Origin of the sequence: Paraburkholderia sp. RL17-337-BIB-A (assembly GCF_046025895.1) — a bacterium.
Classification (GTDB): Bacteria; Pseudomonadota; Gammaproteobacteria; order Burkholderiales; family Burkholderiaceae; genus Paraburkholderia; species Paraburkholderia fungorum_C.
The window spans coordinates 3754412-3774497 of sequence record NZ_JARESY010000002.1 but is presented as its reverse complement, the minus strand read 5'-3'; the positions used below and the strand labels follow the sequence as shown (position 1 = coordinate 3774497).

The 20086-nt window shown below is 59.8% G+C and carries 16 protein-coding genes and 2 pseudogenes; 17 read left to right on the top strand and 1 reads right to left on the bottom strand.

Features of this window, described 5'->3' with window-relative positions:
• Positions 1-147: 147 nt before the first annotated feature.
• The 4 genes and pseudogenes from P0D84_RS37475 to gltS all read left to right on the top strand — a co-directional run bounded on the left by P0D84_RS37475 (position 148) and on the right by gltS (position 4342).
• Positions 148-1989: a recombinase family protein gene (locus P0D84_RS37475; RefSeq protein ID WP_408345786.1), complete on the top strand. Its 1842-nt coding sequence runs from the start codon at positions 148-150 to the stop codon at positions 1987-1989.
• The gene (locus P0D84_RS37470; protein ID WP_408346338.1) at positions 1877-2782 is read left to right on the top strand and encodes a group II intron reverse transcriptase; all 906 of its coding nucleotides are present in this window, start codon (positions 1877-1879) and stop codon (positions 2780-2782) included. The genes P0D84_RS37475 and P0D84_RS37470 overlap by 113 nt, the downstream gene beginning before the upstream one ends.
• Positions 2783-2896: 114 nt before the next feature.
• A pseudogene (locus P0D84_RS37465) lies at positions 2897-3071 on the top strand (DDE-type integrase/transposase/recombinase); the annotation flags it as partial.
• A 30-nt stretch (positions 3072-3101) separates the two neighbouring features.
• Positions 3102-4342: pseudogene (gltS, locus tag P0D84_RS37460) on the top strand (sodium/glutamate symporter).
• A gap of 44 nt (positions 4343-4386) precedes the next feature.
• Here gltS and P0D84_RS37455 read toward each other — a convergent pair.
• On the bottom strand, positions 4387-5340 hold the full coding sequence (locus P0D84_RS37455; protein ID WP_408345783.1) for a hypothetical protein: 954 nt from the start codon (positions 5338-5340) through the stop codon (positions 4387-4389).
• A gap of 518 nt (positions 5341-5858) precedes the next feature.
• On the opposite strand from P0D84_RS37455, the gene P0D84_RS37450 reads away from it, so the two are divergent.
• From P0D84_RS37450 to P0D84_RS37390, 13 genes are all read left to right on the top strand, one after another.
• Positions 5859-6902, top strand: coding sequence for an NAD(P)-dependent alcohol dehydrogenase (locus tag P0D84_RS37450; RefSeq protein ID WP_408345780.1), 1044 nt, complete (start codon positions 5859-5861; stop codon positions 6900-6902).
• Positions 6903-6928: 26 nt separating this feature from the next.
• Positions 6929-7243 carry a hypothetical protein gene (locus P0D84_RS37445; RefSeq protein WP_408345777.1) on the top strand — a complete coding sequence of 105 codons (315 nt, stop codon included), beginning with the start codon at positions 6929-6931 and terminating at the stop codon, positions 7241-7243.
• Positions 7240-8262: a CobW family GTP-binding protein gene (locus tag P0D84_RS37440; RefSeq protein ID WP_408345774.1), complete on the top strand. Its 1023-nt coding sequence runs from the start codon at positions 7240-7242 to the stop codon at positions 8260-8262. The genes P0D84_RS37445 and P0D84_RS37440 overlap by 4 nt, the downstream gene beginning before the upstream one ends.
• The gene (locus tag P0D84_RS37435) at positions 8259-9353 is read left to right on the top strand and encodes a WD40 repeat domain-containing protein (RefSeq protein ID WP_408345771.1); all 1095 of its coding nucleotides are present in this window, start codon (positions 8259-8261) and stop codon (positions 9351-9353) included. The genes P0D84_RS37440 and P0D84_RS37435 overlap by 4 nt, the downstream gene beginning before the upstream one ends.
• 41 nt (positions 9354-9394) lie before the next feature.
• Entirely contained in the window at positions 9395-9598 is a 204-nt protein-coding gene (locus P0D84_RS37430) for a hypothetical protein (RefSeq protein WP_408345769.1), read from the top strand.
• 651 nt (positions 9599-10249) lie between these two features.
• Positions 10250-11920: an aromatic/alkene/methane monooxygenase hydroxylase/oxygenase subunit alpha gene (locus P0D84_RS37425; protein WP_169489586.1), complete on the top strand. Its 1671-nt coding sequence runs from the start codon at positions 10250-10252 to the stop codon at positions 11918-11920.
• Between the two features lie 68 nt (positions 11921-11988).
• The gene (locus tag P0D84_RS37420; RefSeq protein ID WP_408346335.1) at positions 11989-13071 is read left to right on the top strand and encodes an NADH:ubiquinone reductase (Na(+)-transporting) subunit F; all 1083 of its coding nucleotides are present in this window, start codon (positions 11989-11991) and stop codon (positions 13069-13071) included.
• A 62-nt stretch (positions 13072-13133) separates the two neighbouring features.
• Complete coding sequence (locus P0D84_RS37415; RefSeq protein ID WP_408345765.1) at positions 13134-14219, top strand: aromatic/alkene monooxygenase hydroxylase subunit beta; 1086 nt, start codon at positions 13134-13136, stop codon at positions 14217-14219.
• Positions 14220-14276: 57 nt separating this feature from the next.
• Positions 14277-14630 carry an MmoB/DmpM family protein gene (locus P0D84_RS37410; protein WP_408345762.1) on the top strand — a complete coding sequence of 118 codons (354 nt, stop codon included), beginning with the start codon at positions 14277-14279 and terminating at the stop codon, positions 14628-14630.
• An 82-nt stretch (positions 14631-14712) separates the two neighbouring features.
• Entirely contained in the window at positions 14713-15738 is a 1026-nt protein-coding gene (locus P0D84_RS37405) for an amidohydrolase family protein (RefSeq protein ID WP_408345759.1), read from the top strand.
• Positions 15735-16565, top strand: coding sequence for a metal-sulfur cluster assembly factor (locus P0D84_RS37400; RefSeq protein WP_408345756.1), 831 nt, complete (start codon positions 15735-15737; stop codon positions 16563-16565). Before P0D84_RS37405 ends, P0D84_RS37400 begins: the two co-directional genes overlap by 4 nt.
• Positions 16566-16633: 68 nt before the next feature.
• Complete coding sequence (locus tag P0D84_RS37395) at positions 16634-18271, top strand: molecular chaperone GroEL (protein ID WP_408345753.1); 1638 nt, start codon at positions 16634-16636, stop codon at positions 18269-18271.
• Between the two features lie 361 nt (positions 18272-18632).
• Complete coding sequence (locus P0D84_RS37390; protein WP_408345750.1) at positions 18633-19952, top strand: Nramp family divalent metal transporter; 1320 nt, start codon at positions 18633-18635, stop codon at positions 19950-19952.
• Positions 19953-20086: the final 134 nt, after the last annotated feature.

Genomic DNA, 20086 nt, shown 5'->3' with positions numbered 1-20086 from the left:
TCTTGCCTTTGAACCGAACCGGTATGCCGGCGAACAGCTGCAGAAGGCGTACGAGCAGCTCAGTCCGATAGATTCACGCGCTACGGCACAGCCATCCGCTGTTCGGCCCGTGGCGACACGGCGAGCGGCTATCAAGCGAGGTAAGCGATGAGCAACGCTGCAATGGTCGCGCTCTACGCGCGGGTATCCTCCGAACAACAGACCAAACGCGGCACCATTGAAAGCCAGATTGCCGCGCTGAGGGAGCGCATTACCGCTGACGATGCGCATCTTGTCGACGACATGTGCTTCATAGACGCCGGGATAAGCGGTGCGACGCTGATCAGACCGCAGCTAGAGCGACTCAGGGACCGTGCCGCACTCGGGCTGGTTGATCGGCTGTACATCCTGTCTCCCGACCGGCTGGCGCGAAAGTATGCACACCAGGCATTGCTGATGGAGGAGTTCTCTGCGTGTGGCGTGCAGGTGGTGTTTCTCAATCATGAGATTGGCGCGACACCGGAAGAGTCGCTGCTGTTGCAGATGCAGGGCATGATTTCGGAGTACGAACGGGCAAAGATCACCGAGCGTAATCGACGCGGTAAGCTTCATAGCGCAAAGCGCGGAAGCGTGAATGTGCTATCGACGGCTCCCTATGGTTACCGTTATATCCGCAAGCAGCTCGATGGGACACCGGCCCAGTACGTGATTGAACTACCGCAAGCGGCGACGGTAAAGACTATCTTCCAGTGGATCGGGATGGACCGGCTGAGCATAGGCGAAGTGGTTCGTCGTCTTGCCGAGGCGGGCACGGTGACGGCATCCGGCAAGCTGTACTGGGACCGTAGTGTGGTATGGGGAATATTGCGTAATCCCGCTTACATGGGGCGGGCCGCGTTCGGTAAAACCCAGTCTCGTGATCGCCTGCCGCATGTCCGCGTGCGCACCCAACGCCACAGCGCCGATGTGCCAAGGAGGGCATACTCGACAACATCCACGGACCCGCAGCAGTGGATCGAAATCCCGGTGCCGGCGATTGTTAGCGAAGCGATGTTCCATTCAGTCCAGGAGCAGCTTGCCGAGAATCGCAAGCTGGCGCGCCAACGCCGCCAGAACGCGCCGATCTACCTGCTTCAGGGGCTGACTGTTTGTGGGCAATGCCGTTACGCGTACTACGGCAAGAAAGTCAGCAAGGCGGCGGCCAAGGGGCATCAGCGAGATTATGCTTATTACCGCTGTGTCGGAACCGATGCCTATCGCTTCGGTGGTCAACGCATCTGCGACAACCTGCAAGTGCGAACGGATCGTCTCGATGACCTCGTATGGCAGCAGGTCGCGGATCTGTTGAGGCATCCGAGTCGACTGAAGAAGGAATATGAACGACGACTGGATGCGATGGAGCGCAATGAGAATAGTGGCTTCGATACGGCCAGCCTGGAAAGGCAAAGGCTTCAGTTGGAGAAAGGCAAGTCCCGGCTCATCGACAGCTATGCCGACGGTATCATCGACAGGACGGACTTCGAGCCGAAGATACAGCAGTTGAAGAACCGGCTAGAGCAGGTCGATCAGCAGATCCAGGAATCCCGGCAGCACGGGGTGGCTCAAAGTGAACTGTTTCTGGTCATCAACCGGCTGGAGGAATTTGCAAGTGCCGTTACGGACAAACTCGCTACGATCGATCTCGCAACGAAGCGCAAGATCGTACTGGCTCTGGTCAAGCGTGTCGAAATCCACAAAGATGAAATCCTCGTCGTATTCCGGATCGATCCGCAGCCCGGAGGTCTCCTCGCAGGCGAGAATTCGAATGATTCAGACGATGGAGTGAAAAGTATGCAACATTGTAGGCGGCGTAATTTCCCCGGTGGCAGCCAACATGACGCTCGATGGCCTCGAAGCTATGCTCGCGGAAAAATTCCCGCGAGCGAAGCAGAGAGGACTGAAAATGAACATGGTGCGTTACGCGGACGACTTCATTATTACCGGCCACTCGAAGGAGTGGCTGGAACATGAAGTCAGGCCGGCAGTAGCTGAATTCCTGGCGGAACGCGGGCTGGTCCTATCACCAGAAAAGACCAGGATAACGCACATCAAGGATGGGTTTGATTTCCTCGGATGGAACATTCGCAAGTACAACGGCAAGCTACTGATGAAGCCGTCGAAAGCGAACGTCAAGGCACATCTTGACAAAATTCGTGAAATCATCAAGGCCAACAAGACGGCTAAACAGGCGAACCTGGTAAAGCTGCTCAATCCTGTTTTACGAGGATGGGCGAATTACCATAGCCATGTCGTCGCCAAGAAAGCCTTCGATCGGGTTGATCACGAGGTCTGGTCAATGCTATGGCGATGGGCGGCCAGAAGGCACCCTAAAAAAGGCGCCCGATGGATAAAAAGCAAATACTTCAGGGCCAAAGGTCTGCGGGATTGGGTATTTGCCGCCACAGAAAAAAAAGAGGATGGCACGACAAGAGAGGTCACCTTGCTGAAGGAATCGGCCACGCCAATAAAACGGCACATCAAGATCCGAGCGGGCGCAAATCCGCACGATCCGCAATGGGCACCATACTTCGAATCCCGATGGGGCCAGAAGATGCTGAACTCGACGCGCGGTCGCCGTAAGCTGTACCGTGTCTGGGTAAGGCAAGATGGCATGTGTTCCAACTGTCAGCAGCCCATCACAATGAACACCCGCTGGGATGTTACGCATATTGTGAAGCAAACTGACGGCGGCACGGATGCAGCAAGCAACCTCCAGGTTAACCATCTCAATTGCCGTAGAAATCCGCAGTACGCCGGAAAATGAAGTTGTACTACCGGGTGTCGACAGATGCCTTTGCAGAGGCTTGAGCCGTATGCTCCTAAAGGCGCACGTACGGTTCTTAGGGGGCAGCAGCGCAGCAATGCGCTGCTGCTACCCGACCAAGATCACCGGGCGATAAAGCGGCGCACACGGTCCATGCTGGGCTTCAAGAATTTTCGTTGTGCCCGCGTGCTGCTGAGCGGCATCGAACTCAATGCACATGATCGCCAAGGGTCAAATGGAGGAGCGTGGAATTGGATGCCCTCGTGCCGAGCAGTTCCACGTCCTAGCTGAATCTATCTCTCATCCGGAGAGGAGCATCGTGAGCCTCGACACCCTGGAAACGCTGATGGCCGCTTCGCTCGTGCTTCTGCTCGGGCGGCTGATCCTTTCCCGCACGCGCATATTGCGAACTTACAGTATCCCCGAACCGGTTGTCGGCGGACTACTTGTAGCGCTACCGGTGTTTGCGCTGCGCAGCACCTTAAAGATCGACGTGCGGTTCGATACGGCGCTTCAAGTGCCACTGATGCTCACTTTCTTTGCCACCATCGGTCTCAATGCAGACCTTGCCGGGCTGGAAGCCGGTGGGCGTTCGCTGATTGTCTTTCTCGGTGCAGTGATCGGGCCTGCTCGTGATGCAGAATGTGCTGGGCATCGGCATCGGCATCGGCATCGGCATCGGCATCGGCATCGGCCGGCCTCGCCTGGGCGCTGGGGCAAGAGCGCATTCTCGGCCTGCTCGGAGCGTCGGTCACCCTGTCAGGCGGCCACGGCACCGGTGCCGCGTGGGCCAAGGTGTTCGCAGAGCGTCATGGGCTCCAGGCGGCGACGGAGATCGCGATTGCATGTGCCACGTTTGGCTTGATACTCGGAGGATTGATCGGCGGCCCGGTCGCGCGTTTCCTCATCACGCACTATGGCCTTGTCCCCAACCCCCAAGCAGATTCCGCGGGCACGACCGGCTTCGAGCGGCCCAAAGCTGTTCGCCCGATCACCGCGGACGCAGTCATCGAGACAGTGGCGCTAATTGCCGTTTGCCTCGCTGCCGGTTCGGCGCCCGCGTCCTGGTTGAAGGGCACGGCGTTCGAACTGCCCGCCTTCGTGTGTGTATTGTTCGTTGGCGTCGTTCTACGCAACGGGCTCGCGGTGCGCGGTTTGTATCAAGTCTTCGAGAACGCAGCAGCGTTGCTCGGGAATGTCAGCCTCGGGCTCTTTCTGGCGATCGCGCTGATGAGCTTGCGCCTGGGGGACTTGGCCTCGCTTGCTCTACCGCTTCTCGCAATCCTCGTAGTGCAGGCAGTGGCGATGGCCGGCTATGCCATTTTCGTGACCTATCGGGTCATGGGCCGAAACTATGATGCCGCAGTGCTGGCAGCGGGGCACTGTGGCTTTGGCCTCGGGGCCACATCTACTGCGATCGCCAACATGCAAGCCATCACGGCGCGGTTCGGGCCGTCCCATCTCGCTTTTCTGATAGTACCGATGGTGGGCGCCTTCTTTATCGATATCGCTAATGCGATCGTGATCAAATTATTCCTGCTGCTGCCGATTTACGGATAGGCCCGGCCTGGTTGGCGGCTCCGCGAATCAGCCAGATGCGCCGTTCAGCGCACACATGACACGTAGCCGACACGCGAATCGTGGTAAATGCCTACCCAGCCATCGCTCAAGTTGACGGCCTTGTGGAAGCCTTTGCCGGCGAACGTATGTGACCAGTATTCGCTTGCGCCTCCCCAGCCATAACGGCCGCCTGGATAATGTGAATCGTCCTTTGGTGCGACGATCGCGTATCTGCTGCCCGTCACAGCCGCGTCAGCAGTATTCGCGTACGCGAACAGCGCTTTCAGTTCATCCACTGTCGGTAGTCGCATACCGCGTTTCGTGCACTGGTACAGCGCATCGTGATAGTCGTACCGCGCTACCCGGGCCCCACTGAAAGTGTCTGGGGCGCTCCTCTTCGCGCGCGGAATTTTCTTTTCTGACGAATAGCTGTTAGTTACAGGGCGGCTAAAGCAGGTCTTGTTATGAGAGAAGACGGTCGCGCCACCGCCGATCATTGGATACGTCCCTGCAGGCATGCAGATTTCTTCAGTGTCTCCGATCGCGTCCGACGTCGCTGCCGCATCGGAAGGACTTGGATTCAGAACTGATACAGCAGTCAACAACACGCGAAGCAGCATGAATCCTCGAATCCACTTTCGGTTGATAGAAGTGAGGGCAGCTCGATAATTGCGTCGGTACCCGATTACGGGCACACGATCCCCGAGGGTAGCCGCGTTGCTCACTGTGCCGTTTAAGCTTGCCTTGGATGAGGGTAAGTCCGTCTGCAGCGATCCGCCGCGACGCGTGCGGAAGTTCAGGCCAACGGCACCGATCGGAGTGGTACGCAAAAATGTGGCGCTGATAAGCACCGAGCGCACGACAGCCTTGCAGGACATGACCGCCAGGCCGGATTGCCCCCAGCTCGGCTTAGGGTTTTCCGCTTCGCATGCCTTGACCATGTGCGCCCCGCAGTCATACAACGATTGAGCCGGCAACCGCATTGGAACGTCCAGCATCGGGCTTTCCGAAGCGGTTGTCTGCGTCTGAAGTCAGGTTCCCTGAAACGCCAATTATCAGGTTATCCAAATTATCGGCAACGCAGCAGGTCAGCAATAGGACTTTGGTCTCATTCAACAAATGGCAAGCAATATCTGGCCGAACAAATTCCTCGGTTCCCGTTTACATCGTCCGCAGGTAGACGCTGCCCCGCACAGCCGCTTGGACGGCTTCACGCCTCCACACACGTCGGTAAGAGCGGGATGTCTCATTTTGAAACAGGCCCGGCGGATTGCGTTTAACTGTTTGTCCGATTTTGCGACAGCACGGGCCGTTCACGACCGGCGTTACGTTCTGTGCATATCAGTCACTCCTTGTCCATCAAGTAGACCGCGCCCACGCCCGGCGATTTCAGGATCATTGGCACAGAGCTTGCCTAGAAAACCATAGAAAAAAGCCGCAAGCGTGCCAGGCGTGTCGTGCAGTGGCCGACGATACGCTCAAACTCGAAACGCAACATGATTGATGGAGACGAAACGTGAAAGCTGCAGTGCTGCACCAGTACGACGAATCATTGACCCGCGACGAGTTCGTGCGCTACGAGGAGATCGCGGATCCGAAAATCGAACGCCCCACCGACGTGATCGTCCGTATCGGAGGCGCCGGTGTCTGTCGCACCGATCTTCACGTTGTTGAAGGCATATGGCGCAGCAAGGTCGACGTGGCTTTGCCCTACATCATGGGCCACGAGAATGCCGGCTGGGTCGAGGCGGTCGGCCGCGGCGTCGAAAGCGTGAAGGTGGGTGATCCGGTGATCTGCCATCCGCTGGTGACGAGCGGCCATTGTCTTGCATGCCGTCGTGGCGACGATATGCATGCGACCGACAGCCGGTTTCCCGGCATCAACGCGAATGGCGGCTATGCAGAGTACCTGCTAACCGGCGAACGCTCGCTGATTCAGCTACCGAAGTCGCTCGCGCCCAAGGACGTCGCACCTTATACCGATGCCGGACTCACGGCTTATCGCGCTGCAAAAAAGGCGTCGCGCCACCTGCTTCCCGGGCAGTTTGCGGTCGTGATCGGCGCTGGCGGCCTGGGTCACATCGGCATCCAGGTATTGAACGCGCTGTGCGCGGCGGAAATTATCGTGGTCGATCGGTCCGAGACCGCGCTGCAGCTTGCGAAGGAATGCGGCGCACACCATACCGTCAAGGGCGATGGAAACGAAGTCGAGAGCGTGCTTGAGTTGACTGGCGGCAACGGCGCGGAAGCGGTCATCGATTTTGTCGGCGAAGGCGACGCGATCGCCAAGGGACTCGCGATGACGCGCAACGCCGGGTTCTATTACATCGTCGGCTATGGCGGGAAGATCGAGTTGCCGACCATCGACATGATTACCAGCGAGAAAACGATTGTCGGTAATCTGGTTGGCACCTATCCCGAGCTGGTCGAATTGATGGCACTGGCCGACCGTGGACTGGTTCATCTGGCGACCCGCGAATACCGCTTGAGCGAGGCGAACCAGGCGCTCAAGGACCTGCACCACGGCAAGATCAAGGGCCGTGCGGTGCTGATTCCGTAGCGGAAACGGCCTGGAGGGAGAACACCGTGGCACAGCAAGACGTCATGCCGCTCTTTGAGCGCATGCGACTGGTCATCGCACTGACTGAGGTCAACTCCCACCACTTGCGCGGCGAGAGCCGGCGCGCGGGCGCGGAGATCGAGTTGGCGTGCGCGCTGGCAAGTGAGCAGCGCGACGGCGTCTCGCCTGATGGGACGCGGAACATCGCACAATTGCGCGAACGGCTGAGCGACGCCGAGCGCGCGTTGCAGGCGATCGAATCCGAGCGCGCCAGGCTCGAAGAAGAGTTGGTCAATCTCGACGCGATGCTTCCGGACGCGAAACAAGGGGGCTGGCAATGAATCGAATCCCGGTCACTGTTCTCACCGGTTTTCTCGGCGCGGGCAAGACCACGCTGCTCAATCGCATTCTGCGTGAGCAGCATGGCCGGCGCTATGCGGTGATCGTCAATGAATTCGGCGCGATCGGTATTGACGGCGATCTTGTCGTGGGCGCTGAAGACGAAGTCGTCGAACTGAATAACGGCTGTATCTGCTGCAAGGTGCGGGGCGACCTGATTCGCGTGGTGTCTGGGCTCGTCAGACGCAAGGGCGGTTTCGACGGGATCCTGATCGAAACATCCGGCTTGGCGGACCCCGCGCCCGTGGTGCAGACTTTCTTTATCGACGATCTCATCCGGCAGCACACGCGCCTCGACAGCGTGATCTGCGTCGCTGACGCCTGCCACCTGCAAGCGCGCCTCTCCGACAGCCGCGAGGCTGCGGAGCAACTCGCGCAAGCTGACATCGTGCTGCTCAACAAGACCGACCTGGTCGACATGAGTGGGCTCGCGGCGGTACAAGAGGAAATCCGGCGCATCAACCCGACCGCCGAACTGCTGCCCAGTGTCAAATGTGCGGTGCCACTTGTTACGCTGCTCGATCGTGGTGCGTTCGATCTCAAGCGTATGCATCTCGGCGCGTCGCAAGGCGAAAGTAGCGCGTTGCCGCGTGGCGAGCGCAGCTATCGCTATGTTCCCGTCGATTCTCGCGCTTCCGTCAATCGCGGACGGCACAGTCACGACATAGACAGCGTGTCGCTGCGCGTCGACACACCTCTTGAGCGCACCCGGTTCCTCTCGTGGCTGCAGCAACTGGTGGTGGAGCAAGGCCAGGATCTGCTGCGGGCGAAAGGCATCGTCGACCTGGCCGGATCGGAGCGCCGCTTCGTATTCCAGGGCGTGCACATGACAATGGACACCGACTTCGACCGCCCCTGGCGAGTGGACGAACATCGCGATAGTCGGCTGGTGTTCATTGGGCGAAATCTCGATCGGCGTGGGTTGCGCGAAAGCATCAGATACTGTGAGATCGACTCATGAATGCGCCCCCGCCCCTGATCGAATTGCTCGGCGCGCGTTGGGTGGCCGAGGCGCCCGTCGTCGCGGCCGTCTGGGACGCCACCGGGCTATACGCGGGCTTCGCGCTGGGTGACGGCACGTTGGCGCTCGCGACCGGCACGTGGGAAGGCGGGCCACGGCTCACGCCGCGCGAGAGCGGCGGCGTCGAGTTTGTGCAGGCGCAAACGCCGCCCACGCCACTGGCGCGCTATAGCGTCCACGAGAACACCTGCCTTGGGCTTGCCGCCGACCCTGCAGGAGGATTTCTCAGTGGCGGAGACGACGGTCGCCTTGTCCACCTGAACCTCGATGGCGCCAGCGAAGTCCTGGCGGACCTGGCCGGGGAGTGGATCGACCTGGTAGCCGCGAGTCCTGCGGGCGGTCCCGCCTACGCAACCGGCCGCCGGGTCCACTTGCTGGGGGCGAAGGCCGGCAGTCTGACGTTACCCGGTTCGGCGACTGCCCTCGCTTTCGACCCTACCGGCACACAGTTGGCGATCTCGCATCAGGGCGGCGTCACGCTATGGTCCGCCGACACCCATGAACAACGCCATCTGGCGTGGCGCGGTTATCACCGAACCGTCGAGTGGAGCCCTGACGGCCGCTATCTCGTGAGTGGTATGGAAGAGAACGCGCTGCACGGCTGGCGGCTCTCCGACGGCGGCGACATCGAAATGGGGGGGTACCCCGGCCAACCTCGATCGCTATCCTTTTCCGCGGACGGCCGGTTTCTTGCAACGAGCGGTGGTCTGCGCCCCGTCTGCTGGCGGTTCGATCCGCCGGGCGGCGATGACCAGCCGCACGAATGCGGCGTGGCCAGCAAGACACCGGTCAGCCAGGTGGCCTGCCATCCCACTCATCCGCTGATTGCGGTGGGTTACCACAGCGGCGCGGTGTTGCTGTGCCAGCCGGGCAGCGGCGATGTCCTGGTCATCAAACATTCCGGGAGCAGTCCGGTCAGCACCATGGCATGGTCTCCTGATGGCGCCCGACTAGCGTTGGGCACAGAGGCTGGTGAGCTTGCGCTGGTGTTCTTGCCGGACCTGCTGTTCCGCTTCAGAAGTCCGGGATGAGCGTGTAACGAGATTCATCACATACGAGGAAGGAGACAACGATGAACGACCAATACCCGTCCAAGGACCAGTTCTTCGAGCGGTTGGGCTCGCTCGCAGACGCGATGATCGCGGCTTATGGCAAAGATTTCGCCATGGGCGCCATGATCCTCGCCGCGCGCTTTGTCGCCGAGGGCAAGCCGCCTGCCGACAACTTTCCTGGCGTGATTCATAAGGAAGAGCGTCGCGGAGGCCTCGGCCTGTAGTAGAGGTTTGCGTCTGAAGTTTTCGTGGGTCCCCCGGCCGTCATTCATGAGGGCCGCCTTCGCATCCCGCAAGAGGATGTGCTCGTGTGCGAGTGGTTATCGCCGAATGCGTGGCTGGCTATTGCGTCGGCCTCCGGCACTCGCACATGGGCACCCGCCCCAAGTCTCCATCTCCTGCCGAAATAAATAATCTGGTGTGCTGAGCGGTTGCCGAGCTCCACATCGGATTCGGCATGCGTGACGATTGAATCTTGCTTGACCGACCCGGCAGATCGGAGCGTCCCAATATCGGACAGGTCCATCGAACACGAATGTCGCATAACAAAACAGAACACTCGCGCCGATGGTTTCACAAAGACCTGTTTGCACGGCTGAGCCTCGTCAATTGTGAATCAACGTAGCCTGGCACGCTTGTCGCTCTATTAGGGCAAGTCACAAGGAAAGCGTTGCAGTCCCGAAGCGCAAAACAGAAATGGTAGGAGACACGCTCATGAAGAGCGAATCTGGACAGACGTCCTTCAGCATTGCTCCCGCCACTTTCCGCAGCGATCGACTACACCCGCGTTGTTGACTCTGGCTGCTGCACTAGCCAGCCCTGCCCCGAAGCGTAGCCGTACGACGGTTATCGTGAAATGGAATTAGGAGAGCCCAATGTCTGATGGATTAACGCTAAACAAGATCACCTCCCAGCGAGGCATCAGTATCGGTGAAGCGGCCCGCCGCGTCGCCGATCTCGGCTGGACACCCAGTTACGTCCAGGAGGCCATGACCTTCCCGACCGACTACAAGATCAGCAAGGCGCCGCGCGACCCGATGAAGCAGGTGCTGCGCTCGTATTTTCCGATGCAGGAGGAAAAGGATAACCGCGTCTATGGTGCGCTCGATGCGGCGTTGCGCGGCGACATGTTCCGAAATGTCCAACCGCGTTGGGTCGAGTGGATGAAGTTATTCCTCGCGATTATCCCGTTCCCCGAAATCTCGGCGGCGCGTTCGATGGCGATGCTCGGCCGGCTCGCGCCCGGCGAAGAGTTGCGAACCGGCTTCACGATGCAGATGGTCGATGAGTTTCGGCATTCGACGATCCAGATGAATCTGAAGAAGTGGTACATGGAGAATTATATCGACCCAGCCGGATTCGATATTACTGAGGCAGCATTTGGTAAATGCTACGCAACGACGATCGGCCGCCAGTTCGCCGAGGGCTTCCTTACCGGCGATGCGGTTACCGCGGCCAACGTGTTTCTGCAGGTGGTCGCCGAAACGGCATTCACCAATACGCTGTTTGTCGCCATGCCGTCGGAAGCTGCCCGCAACGGCGACTATGCGTTGCCGACGGTGTTTCTATCGGTGCAGTCAGACGAAAGCCGCCACATCGGCAATGGCCATTCGCTGGTGATGTCGATCATCAACGACCCGGACAACCATCTGCTGCTCGAGCGCGACCTGCGCTACGCCTTCTGGCAAAACCACGCGATCGTCGATGCGGCGATCGGCACCTTCATCGAATACGGCACCGCGGATCGTGACAAGAACAAGGAATCGTATGCCGAGTTGTGGCACCGGTGGATCTATGAGGATTACTACCGTACCTACATGCTTCCGCTGGAAAAGTACGGCATCAAGATCCATCACGACGATGTCGCGGCCGCCTGGGATCGTATCGTCAAACAGAACTATGTCCATAAGGTCGCGCAGTTCTTTGCGGTGGGCTGGCCGGTCAACTTCTGGCGCATCGAAGCACAGACCGAAAAGGACTTCGAGTGGTTCGAGCACAAGTACCCAGGCTGGTACGCCGAATTCGGCGACTTCTGGAAGTGGTATGCGAAGAAGAGCGTGCCTGGCGAGACCAACATGCTGTTCGACCAGGAAAGCGGTTATGTGTATCCGCACCGTTGCTGGAGCTGTCTGGTGCCGTGCCTGATCCGTGAAGATTTCGTGGTCGACGAGGTCGACGGTCAGCTCTACACCTACTGCTCGGAATTGTGCCGCTGGACTCACAAGGTGGCGTTCGCCCCGGAATACGAGGGGCGGCCAACGCCGGCAATGGGACGCTTCAGCGGACGCCGCGAATGGGAGGAGTGCTACCACGGCTGGGATCTGGCCGATTGCATCAAGGATCTCGGTTTCGTGCGTAGCGACGGCAAGACGCTGGTGCCGCAGCCGCATCTGCGATTCGACGACAGGAACATGTGGACGCTCGATCATGTTCGCGGGCATACGATCCAGAGCCCCATCGTTCTGCTGCGCAACATGACACCGGAACAGCGCGAGAAGCATATCGCCGAGTATCGAGCCGGTTTCAAGATCAATCCGGTGAACTGACGAGGCAATGTCGTCCGGAGGCAGCGGTGCGGCTGCCCCGGACGAACGAGGAGCGCGAGATGAGCTACATGAGTGACACGCAAGAGAAGAGGGCCGACATGCCGGATGCAGAAGAGGACAAGGTACTTCATACCGTGCGATTCGAACCGGTCGGCGTGGAGATGACGGTTGAGGAAGGCGAGACCGTTCTCGATGCCGCTTTTCGCCAGGGTATCTCGGTGATGCACGGTTGCAAGGAGGGACAGTGCAGCAGTTGCAAGTCCTTGCTGATCGAAGGCGATGTCGAAATGCAGAAGTACTCGACCTTCGCGTTGCCTGACTACGAGCGGGAAACCAATCACATCCTGTTGTGCCGGACGCTCGCCTTCAGCGATCTGACGGTCGAACTGCTGAACTACGACGAAGACCTCATGCGCCGCTCGATAGCGGTTAGTGAATACGACGCAACGCTGACGAAGATCACCGAACTGACGCATGACATCAGGCTGCTGGAAGTGGAGTTGTCACGGCCGCTGCGTTTCTGGGCAGGTCAGTATGTGGACCTGACGATTCCGGGCCTCGGCATTACGCGATCGTTCTCGATGGCGAGCACGCCAGATGGTCAGAGGAAGCTCGAATTCATCATCAAGAAGTATCCCAACGGCGCATTCTCGTCGCAACTGGATGGCGGTCTAAAGCCTGGTGACAGGCTGGTGGCGAAGGGGCCGTACGGCACGTGTTTCCGGCGCGAAGACCAGCCGGGGCCGCTGGTGCTGGTGGGTGGCGGTTCGGGGATGTCTCCGCTGTGGTCGATCCTCAACGATCACGTGCAAAGCGGCGAACAACGGCCCATCCGCTTCTTCTACGGTGCTCGCAGCCGTCGCGATCTGTTCTATCTCGACGAGTTCGCGGAAATGGCGGACAGGCTGCCTGATTTCCGCTTCATCCCGGCGCTTTCGAACGCCGAACCGGGTGACGACTGGACCGGCGAGACCGGCTTCATTCACGAAGTGCTTGGCCGCACATTGCGTGAGGAATCGCTGGACGGTGAGATCGATGCGTACACATGCGGTCCGACGCCGATGATCGATGCGGTGATGCCGGTCCTGCAGATGGCGGGCGTTGCGCCCGAGCGGCTCTATTTCGACAAATTTACCCAGGCGATTCGCTGACGGAAGCCACGGCATCGCGCCAGATCGAAAGTCCGATAACCGAAACAGGAAGGAGGAGCAACATGAGCACGTCGCTACAGGAAGTAGCACCGCTGAAGTCAGGTGCGGCCGGCGCGGCCCAGTTTGCGGGCTCGGAGAGCCGCAAGTACAACTACTTCGAGCCCAAGGGACGCAAGGCGACCCACTACGAGGACATGACCGTCGATGTCCAGCCGGACCCGAAGCGTTATCTGCTTCAGGACTGGATCCTCGCGTTCGCAGACGGTACGCCGACCTACTCGGAAACGTGGACGGCAGCCAAAAGCACCGACTGGCATAAATTCCGTGCAGTCGATGAGGAGTGGGAGCGCACGCACTACCAGCGTCAGTCGACGATCGTCGGCATGATCACCGGCGCCGTCAACAACGCGCGGCGCTCAGGCGCGGTGAAGCGTTTCGACAAGACCTGGGTCAAGGTGCTGGAGCAGCATCTTGGCGCGTACAAGCATGCGGAGTTCGGTCTCGGCACCGCCACCATGCACGCGCAGCGCTATGGCTACACGCAGATGATCAATAGCGCGATCCTCACCAATGCCTCCTACAAACTGCGCTTCGCTCAGGACTTGACGCTCTATCTGGGTGAGGTCGCACTAGACCTGCCGAATATGGATCTTGACGCCGGCAAGGAGCATTGGCTGAACGATCCTATCTGGCAGGAAACACGCCGGGCGGTCGAAGCGATCGGCGGCGCAACCGACTTCCTGGAAAAATACTTCGCGGTGAATGTCGTGTTTGAGCCGATGGTTGCGGATCTGTTCCGCAGCGGTTTCGTTATGCAGGTCGCCGCTTCGCAGAACGACTTCCTGACGCCCACAGTCGTATCCGCCGCGGAGGGGGACTACGAGCGCAATCTGGCCAATGCGGTTGAACTGTTTCATATGCTGGCCAACGATCCCAAGCATGGCGAGGCCAATCGGAAACTGTTCGGTGAGTGGCTCGAGAAGCATGGTGCACTTGCCGCTTCCGCGGCGAAGCATCTGCAGCCGATCTGGTCGATTCCGCATGTCAAGACGGCGCAGTTCAATGATTGCCTGAACAGTTCGATAGAGCGGGCGGAGATGATTGCCAGAGAGATTGGCGTCCACTTTCCGTTGGCACTTCAGGCCTGACGGTTTCCTTACCCAGTTGATCCAACCGCGCGACCTAACCGCGAAGAGGAGTACGCAATGTCATTGCATAACGACAATATCTTCAAGTCGATGAAAGATGTTCGCTTCGAGCAGACCATTTCCCACCAGTGCGGCGTCACGATGAACGACAGCGTCGAGGCCCGCGCGATCGCCGAATTGATGGCCCACAAGCCCGGCATTACGGTGACCTATCTGCCCGCCATGATCCGGATCGATGGGCAGGGCAAGATCGAATTCAAAATGGGCGAGATCAGCGAAGCGCTGGGCCGGGAGATGACCCCGCATCTGTTTGAGATATCCACCTCGACTCACTATGGGCGGATGGTGATGGTCGATGACGAGACCGTCGTGCTGTTCGGCAACATGGACGACGCGATGGCCTACGAGTAAGCGTGCAGCCCGTTATCTGATCCGGCCGACCGGTCGCCCTGAGGGGGGCCGGCCGCTCGCAACAACCACGGAGACACAAGCCATGTATCGAACCACGGACGGTGAAGACATCTTCATCATCGACGGACACGTCCATCTATGGGACGGCAGCAAGGCCAACTTGAAGAACGTGCACGGCCAGCAGTTCATCGATTGCTTTTACGCGTATCACTCGAATCTGAGTCCCAAAGAGTATTTGTGGCCCAAGGAGAAGTTCGATAAGTATGGCGAGGAGACCATGTACAACGACCTGTTCGTGACGGGTTACGATGACATGGCGATCTGTCAACCGACCTATCTGACGGACTTCTACAAGAATGGCTTTAACACGACTGAGAGTAACTATGTATTGAAGAAGAAGTACCCGCACCGTTTCATCGTCAATGGCGCGTTCGATCCGCGCGACGGTGAGGCTGGACTCGACTACCTGGATGAGCTGTCCGAGACGTATGGGATCAAGGGCGTCAAGCTCTACACGGCGGAGTGGCGCGGTGACAGCAAGGGTTACAAGCTGTCGGACCCGAGCGTGCAGAAGTACCTCGAACGCTGCGAGAAGCTGGGTATCAAGAACATCCACGTCCACAAGGGCCCGACGATCCTGCCGCTGAATCGGGACGCTTTTGACGTTGCCGATGTCGACGACGTAGCGACCAGCTTCCAGAACCTGAACTTCATCGTCGAGCATTGCGGCCTGCCGCGTCTGGACGATTTCTGCTGGATCGCAACCCAGGAGACTAACGTCTACGGCGGTCTTGCGGTGGTGTTGCCGTTCATTCACACGCGTCCGGAGTACTTCGCGCATGTGATATCGGAACTGCTGTTCTGGATCGGCGAAGACAAGATTCTCTACGGCAGCGACTACGGCATCTGGTCGCCCAAGTGGCTGATCGAGAAGTTCATGGCCTTCGAATTGCCGGAGTCAGTCAGCAAGGAAACCGGCGTGCAATTGTCGCTGACGGCGAAGAAGAAAATTCTCGGTCTCAACGCGGCGCGGTTGTACGGCATCGACATCGAGGCGCAGAAGAAGTTGCTGGCAGACGTCCGGCAGCCTGCTGCGGTCGGGGCATGAATACCATGGCCGCCATGGACGCGAGAGCCACTGTCGATCGGGCGGCGGAGGTGTGGGCACAACTCGGATCGGTAGTCGACCCCGAGCTCGACGAATCGGTGACCGAGCTGGGTTTTGTCACCAACGTGGAGGTGGACGCAGGCGGCGGCGTGCAGATTGGCTTCCGGTTGCCGACTTACTGGTGTGCCGCCAACTTCGCCTTCCTGATGGCCGATGACATGCGCGTTGCTGTCGCACGCTTACCGTGGGTGACGAAGGTGACGATCGGACTCGGCGAACATATGTATGCCGACGAGATCAACCGCGGCGTGGCGGCCGGACGGTCATTCCAGGACACCTTTGGCGCCGAGGCCAGCGGCGAACTCGGGGACATTCGCCGGACCTTCATGGTCAAGGCTTTTCAGCGGCGACAGGAAGCGCTCCTGACGTGTCTGCTTGAGCATGGCCTTGAACCCGCGCTGCTGGTGCGTATGAGCGTGGCGGAACTCGCTGGCTTACCGGGCGATTCCGCAAGCCGGCGGTTCGTGGAACGCTACCTGGAGCGGCGCTTTGTCGTCGGAGGCTGTGCCAATGGTGCGGCGCAGGCCAACGAAGCGGCCTTCGTCGACAGTAAAGACGCGTTGCTCGATGCGGACGGGCTTGGCGCCTACCTGCGTGCCTTGCGGCGGGTCGGCGTCAATGCGGAATTCAACGGTGCGTTGTGCCGCGGCTTGCTTGCGGCGCGGTATGGCGGCGCGGACGCGGACGCAGCCGTGCCGCAAGTCGAGATCAAGCCCGTGCACTTCGTGCCGGCTAGCGACTGGAAGAGGGCCGTCAGGCTTGCGTAATCCGGCAATGTGGCGGAATCAGTTTTAAATGTAGTAATCCAGAATATTCGATCAGGAGGAGATGAATCATGCCGAATATCATGCTGCATGACGACGAGGCCCGTATGGCGCTCGGTCGCGGTGTCGCCAAACTGGCCAAAGCGGTACGAGGCTCGCTCGGCCCTCGCGGGATGAATGCGATCATCGACCGGCCGATCGGCACGCCGATTATCTCGCGCGATGGTGTGAGCATCGCCAACGAGATCGAACTGGAAGATCCGTTCGAAAACATCGGTGCGCAAGTGGTGCGCGAAGTCTCGAAGCAAACCAATGAAGTCGCCGGCGACGGCACCACCACGGCCACCGTGCTGGCCGATGCATTGGTGCAGGACGGCCTCGCCAGTCTCGCGGACGGCGCCAACCCCGTTGAGCTGGTTCAGGGGCTGGAGATCGCGGTAGACGAGGTGATCGCGGCGCTCAGGCGCGCAGCGACACCGCTGCGCGGGAGTGAAGAGGTGCGCGCCGTTGCCGTGGTCGCCGCCAATGACGAGGTCACCGGCGCGATGGTGGCTGAAGCGCTCGAACGAGTGGGTCCCGATGGCATCGTCGACGTCGAATACGGCACGACGGTCGAAACCCGTCTCGAAGTGGTCGATGGGATGGCGTTCGATCGCGGCTACCTCTCTCACCATATGGTCACGGACATCGAGAGAATGCAGGTGGTGCTCGACAACCCGCTCATTCTGATGACCGATCAGCGGCTGCAGTCGCCGGAAGAGGTAGCGGCGCTTCAGGCGCTCGCGGCTCACAGCAAACGCCCGCTGCTGATCATTGCTGAGGAGGTTGCCCCCGCCTGTGTCATGACCCTGCTTGCTTGGCGGGACAACGGCGGCGTTCCGGTGGCGGCGATTCATCCACCGGAGTACGGGCATTGGCGCAAGGCTATGCTCGAGGATATCGCCATCGTCACAGGCGGCCGGGTGATCGCCCGCGATCTGGGCGGCAAACTCGAGGCCACGGAACTGCGCGATCTTGGCAGCGCACGGCAGGTGCGCATCTCGTCGAACCAGACCATCATTACCGCTGGCGGCGGCGATCCCGCTGCGGTTGCCGCGCGCCGTCAGCAGGTCGCTCGTCAGTATGAGATGGCGCCGGAGAATGTCGAGCGGGACAAATTTCAGGTGCGTCTCGCCAAGCTATCCGGCGGCACCGCGATGATCCTCGCCGGCGGCGCCACGCCGGTCGAACAGAAGCGCCGGCTTCACCTGATCGAGGATGCAATCAATGCGGCGCGCGCGGCGATTGCCGAGGGCGTCGTGCCAGGCGGCGGAATGGCGCTCCTGCGCGTGTCTACTGAGCTTGAAGGCGTGATTGCACGGACACACGGCAGTGTGCAGCAGGGGGCGAGATTGCTGCAGCGCGTGCTGGCTAAACCGCTCTATCACATCGCCGCCAACTGCGGCCTTGACGGCGCTGCGATCGTGTCCGAGGCGGTGCGTGCGGCCCCGGGCGTGGGTCTCGACGCGCGCACGGGCAAGTTCGTCAACCTGATGGCCGCGGGCATCATCGATCCGGTGAAGGTCAGTTATAGCGCGGTGCGCAATGCTGCCTCGGTGGCTGGCTTGATCCTGACCACCCAGACGCTGATCGCCAGGAAGCCGGATATGATCGATCCGACCGCTGGCCCGGCGCTTGGCGCCGGCGCCGAATTGCTCGGCCGAAAATAGTGACGCCACGACCGGTCTTCGGGTCGAGGACCGGCTAAAGAACAGTCGCTGCCGGCCTCGTTCGGGCGGCAATCAATAGACGGAGACAACGATGAGTATTGTGGAGCGACTCTCCGATTCAATGCCGCCGCCGTGACGGCTCGGCACCTCAGTGCAATGCCCCCGGCTCGCCTGCTCAAGTTCACATCGGGATGGACGATCACACTCTGCGGGACGTTTATTATCGTGTCCGATGTGGGCGCGGCGAGCGCTCCGCTGTTGCGAGCCGTCTTCGGCGCAATCCGAAGTGCGATGCCGTAAATGTCACGCCTGCCTGATCAATCGGGCACTCCTGTCATCTTCATGAGCAAGGAGCGAAAGCTTGGACGATCGCGTTCGTACAGCAGTCAGGCCGGCAACGAGAACCGAGCGCACAACGCTTGCGGTAAGAGAGGTATTGGAAGGGCGCCGCCGCGGCGCGCTGATGCTTCTGCCCTTTGCGGGACCGGCAGTGGTGGTCTCTGTTGCCTATATGGATCCGGGCAACTTCGCGACGAATATTCAGGCGGGCGCCAGATACGGTTACGCGTTGCTCTGGGTGGTGCTGTTGGCAAACCTTGTGGCGATGCTGTTTCAGGCGCTCTCTGCGAAACTCGGTATCGTCACCGGGCGAAACCTCGCGGAGCTGTGTCGCGAACAGTTTCCGAAACCTGTCTTGCTGATCATGTGGGGTGTAAGCGAAATCGCCGCAATGGCGACCGATCTGGCCGAATTTCTTGGCGGCGCAATCGGACTGTCGTTACTGTTTCACATGCCATTGGCTGGCGGCATGCTGGTCACGGGGGGGGTGACGTACGGCCTGCTGTTGTTTGAGAGCGTCGGTTTTCGTCCCCTTGAACTGGCGATCGGGGCACTCGTAGGCATCATTGGTTTGGCATACCTTGCCGAGCTGTTCATTGCGCCGATTGCGTGGCCGAGTGTCTTCGTTCACACGTTTTCCGCCCAATTGCCTGACGCGAATGCGCTCACGATTGCCGTCGGTATCGTGGGTGCGACGGTGATGCCGCACGCGCTCTTCCTGCACTCGGGGCTAACGCAACGGCGAGCACCCGCGAGAACGGAGCGCGAGCGGGCAAAGTTGCTGAAATTCTCGAACATCGAGGTGGTCATCGCGCTGACCATCGCCGGCCTCATCAATATGGCGATGGTTATCATGGCCGCCGGCGCATTCCACCACGGGTACCCAGATGTCGCCGAGATCGAAACGGCCTATCACACGCTGGCGCCGCTCCTGGGCATTGGGGCGGCAGGCATTTTTCTATTGTCGCTGATCGCTTCGGGTGTATCGAGTTCCGTGGTCGGCACAATGGCGGGTCAGATGATCATGCAAGGGTTCGTGGGCTTTCGCATTCCGCTGTGGCTGCGTCGCGCCGTCACGATGGTGCCGAGTTTCGTCGTGGTTGCGCTCGGGGTCAATGCGACCCATGCGCTCGTCATCAGTCAGGTTATATTGAGCCTCGCGTTGCCGCTGCCGATGGCAGCGTTGCTATGGTTCACTTGCGACAAAGACGTCATGGGAGTGTACAAAAATCGCGCATCTGTCGCGGTGATCGCGACGCTGGCCGCACTCGTTGTTCTATCGTTTAACGTCGTGCTCGTGCTGCAAACCTTCGGCGTCGACATTCCCGGCTTGCCGCGCTGAAACAGGCCTTGCATCGCAACTTCTGCAATAAGGTTGTTATGTTTCGGTAGGCGAGCAGTCAGTAAGGCCAATCTGACGGTGCTGCGCGGCGGGTTTTCGCGCACAGACTGGATGGAGATGTAGGCATATACTAA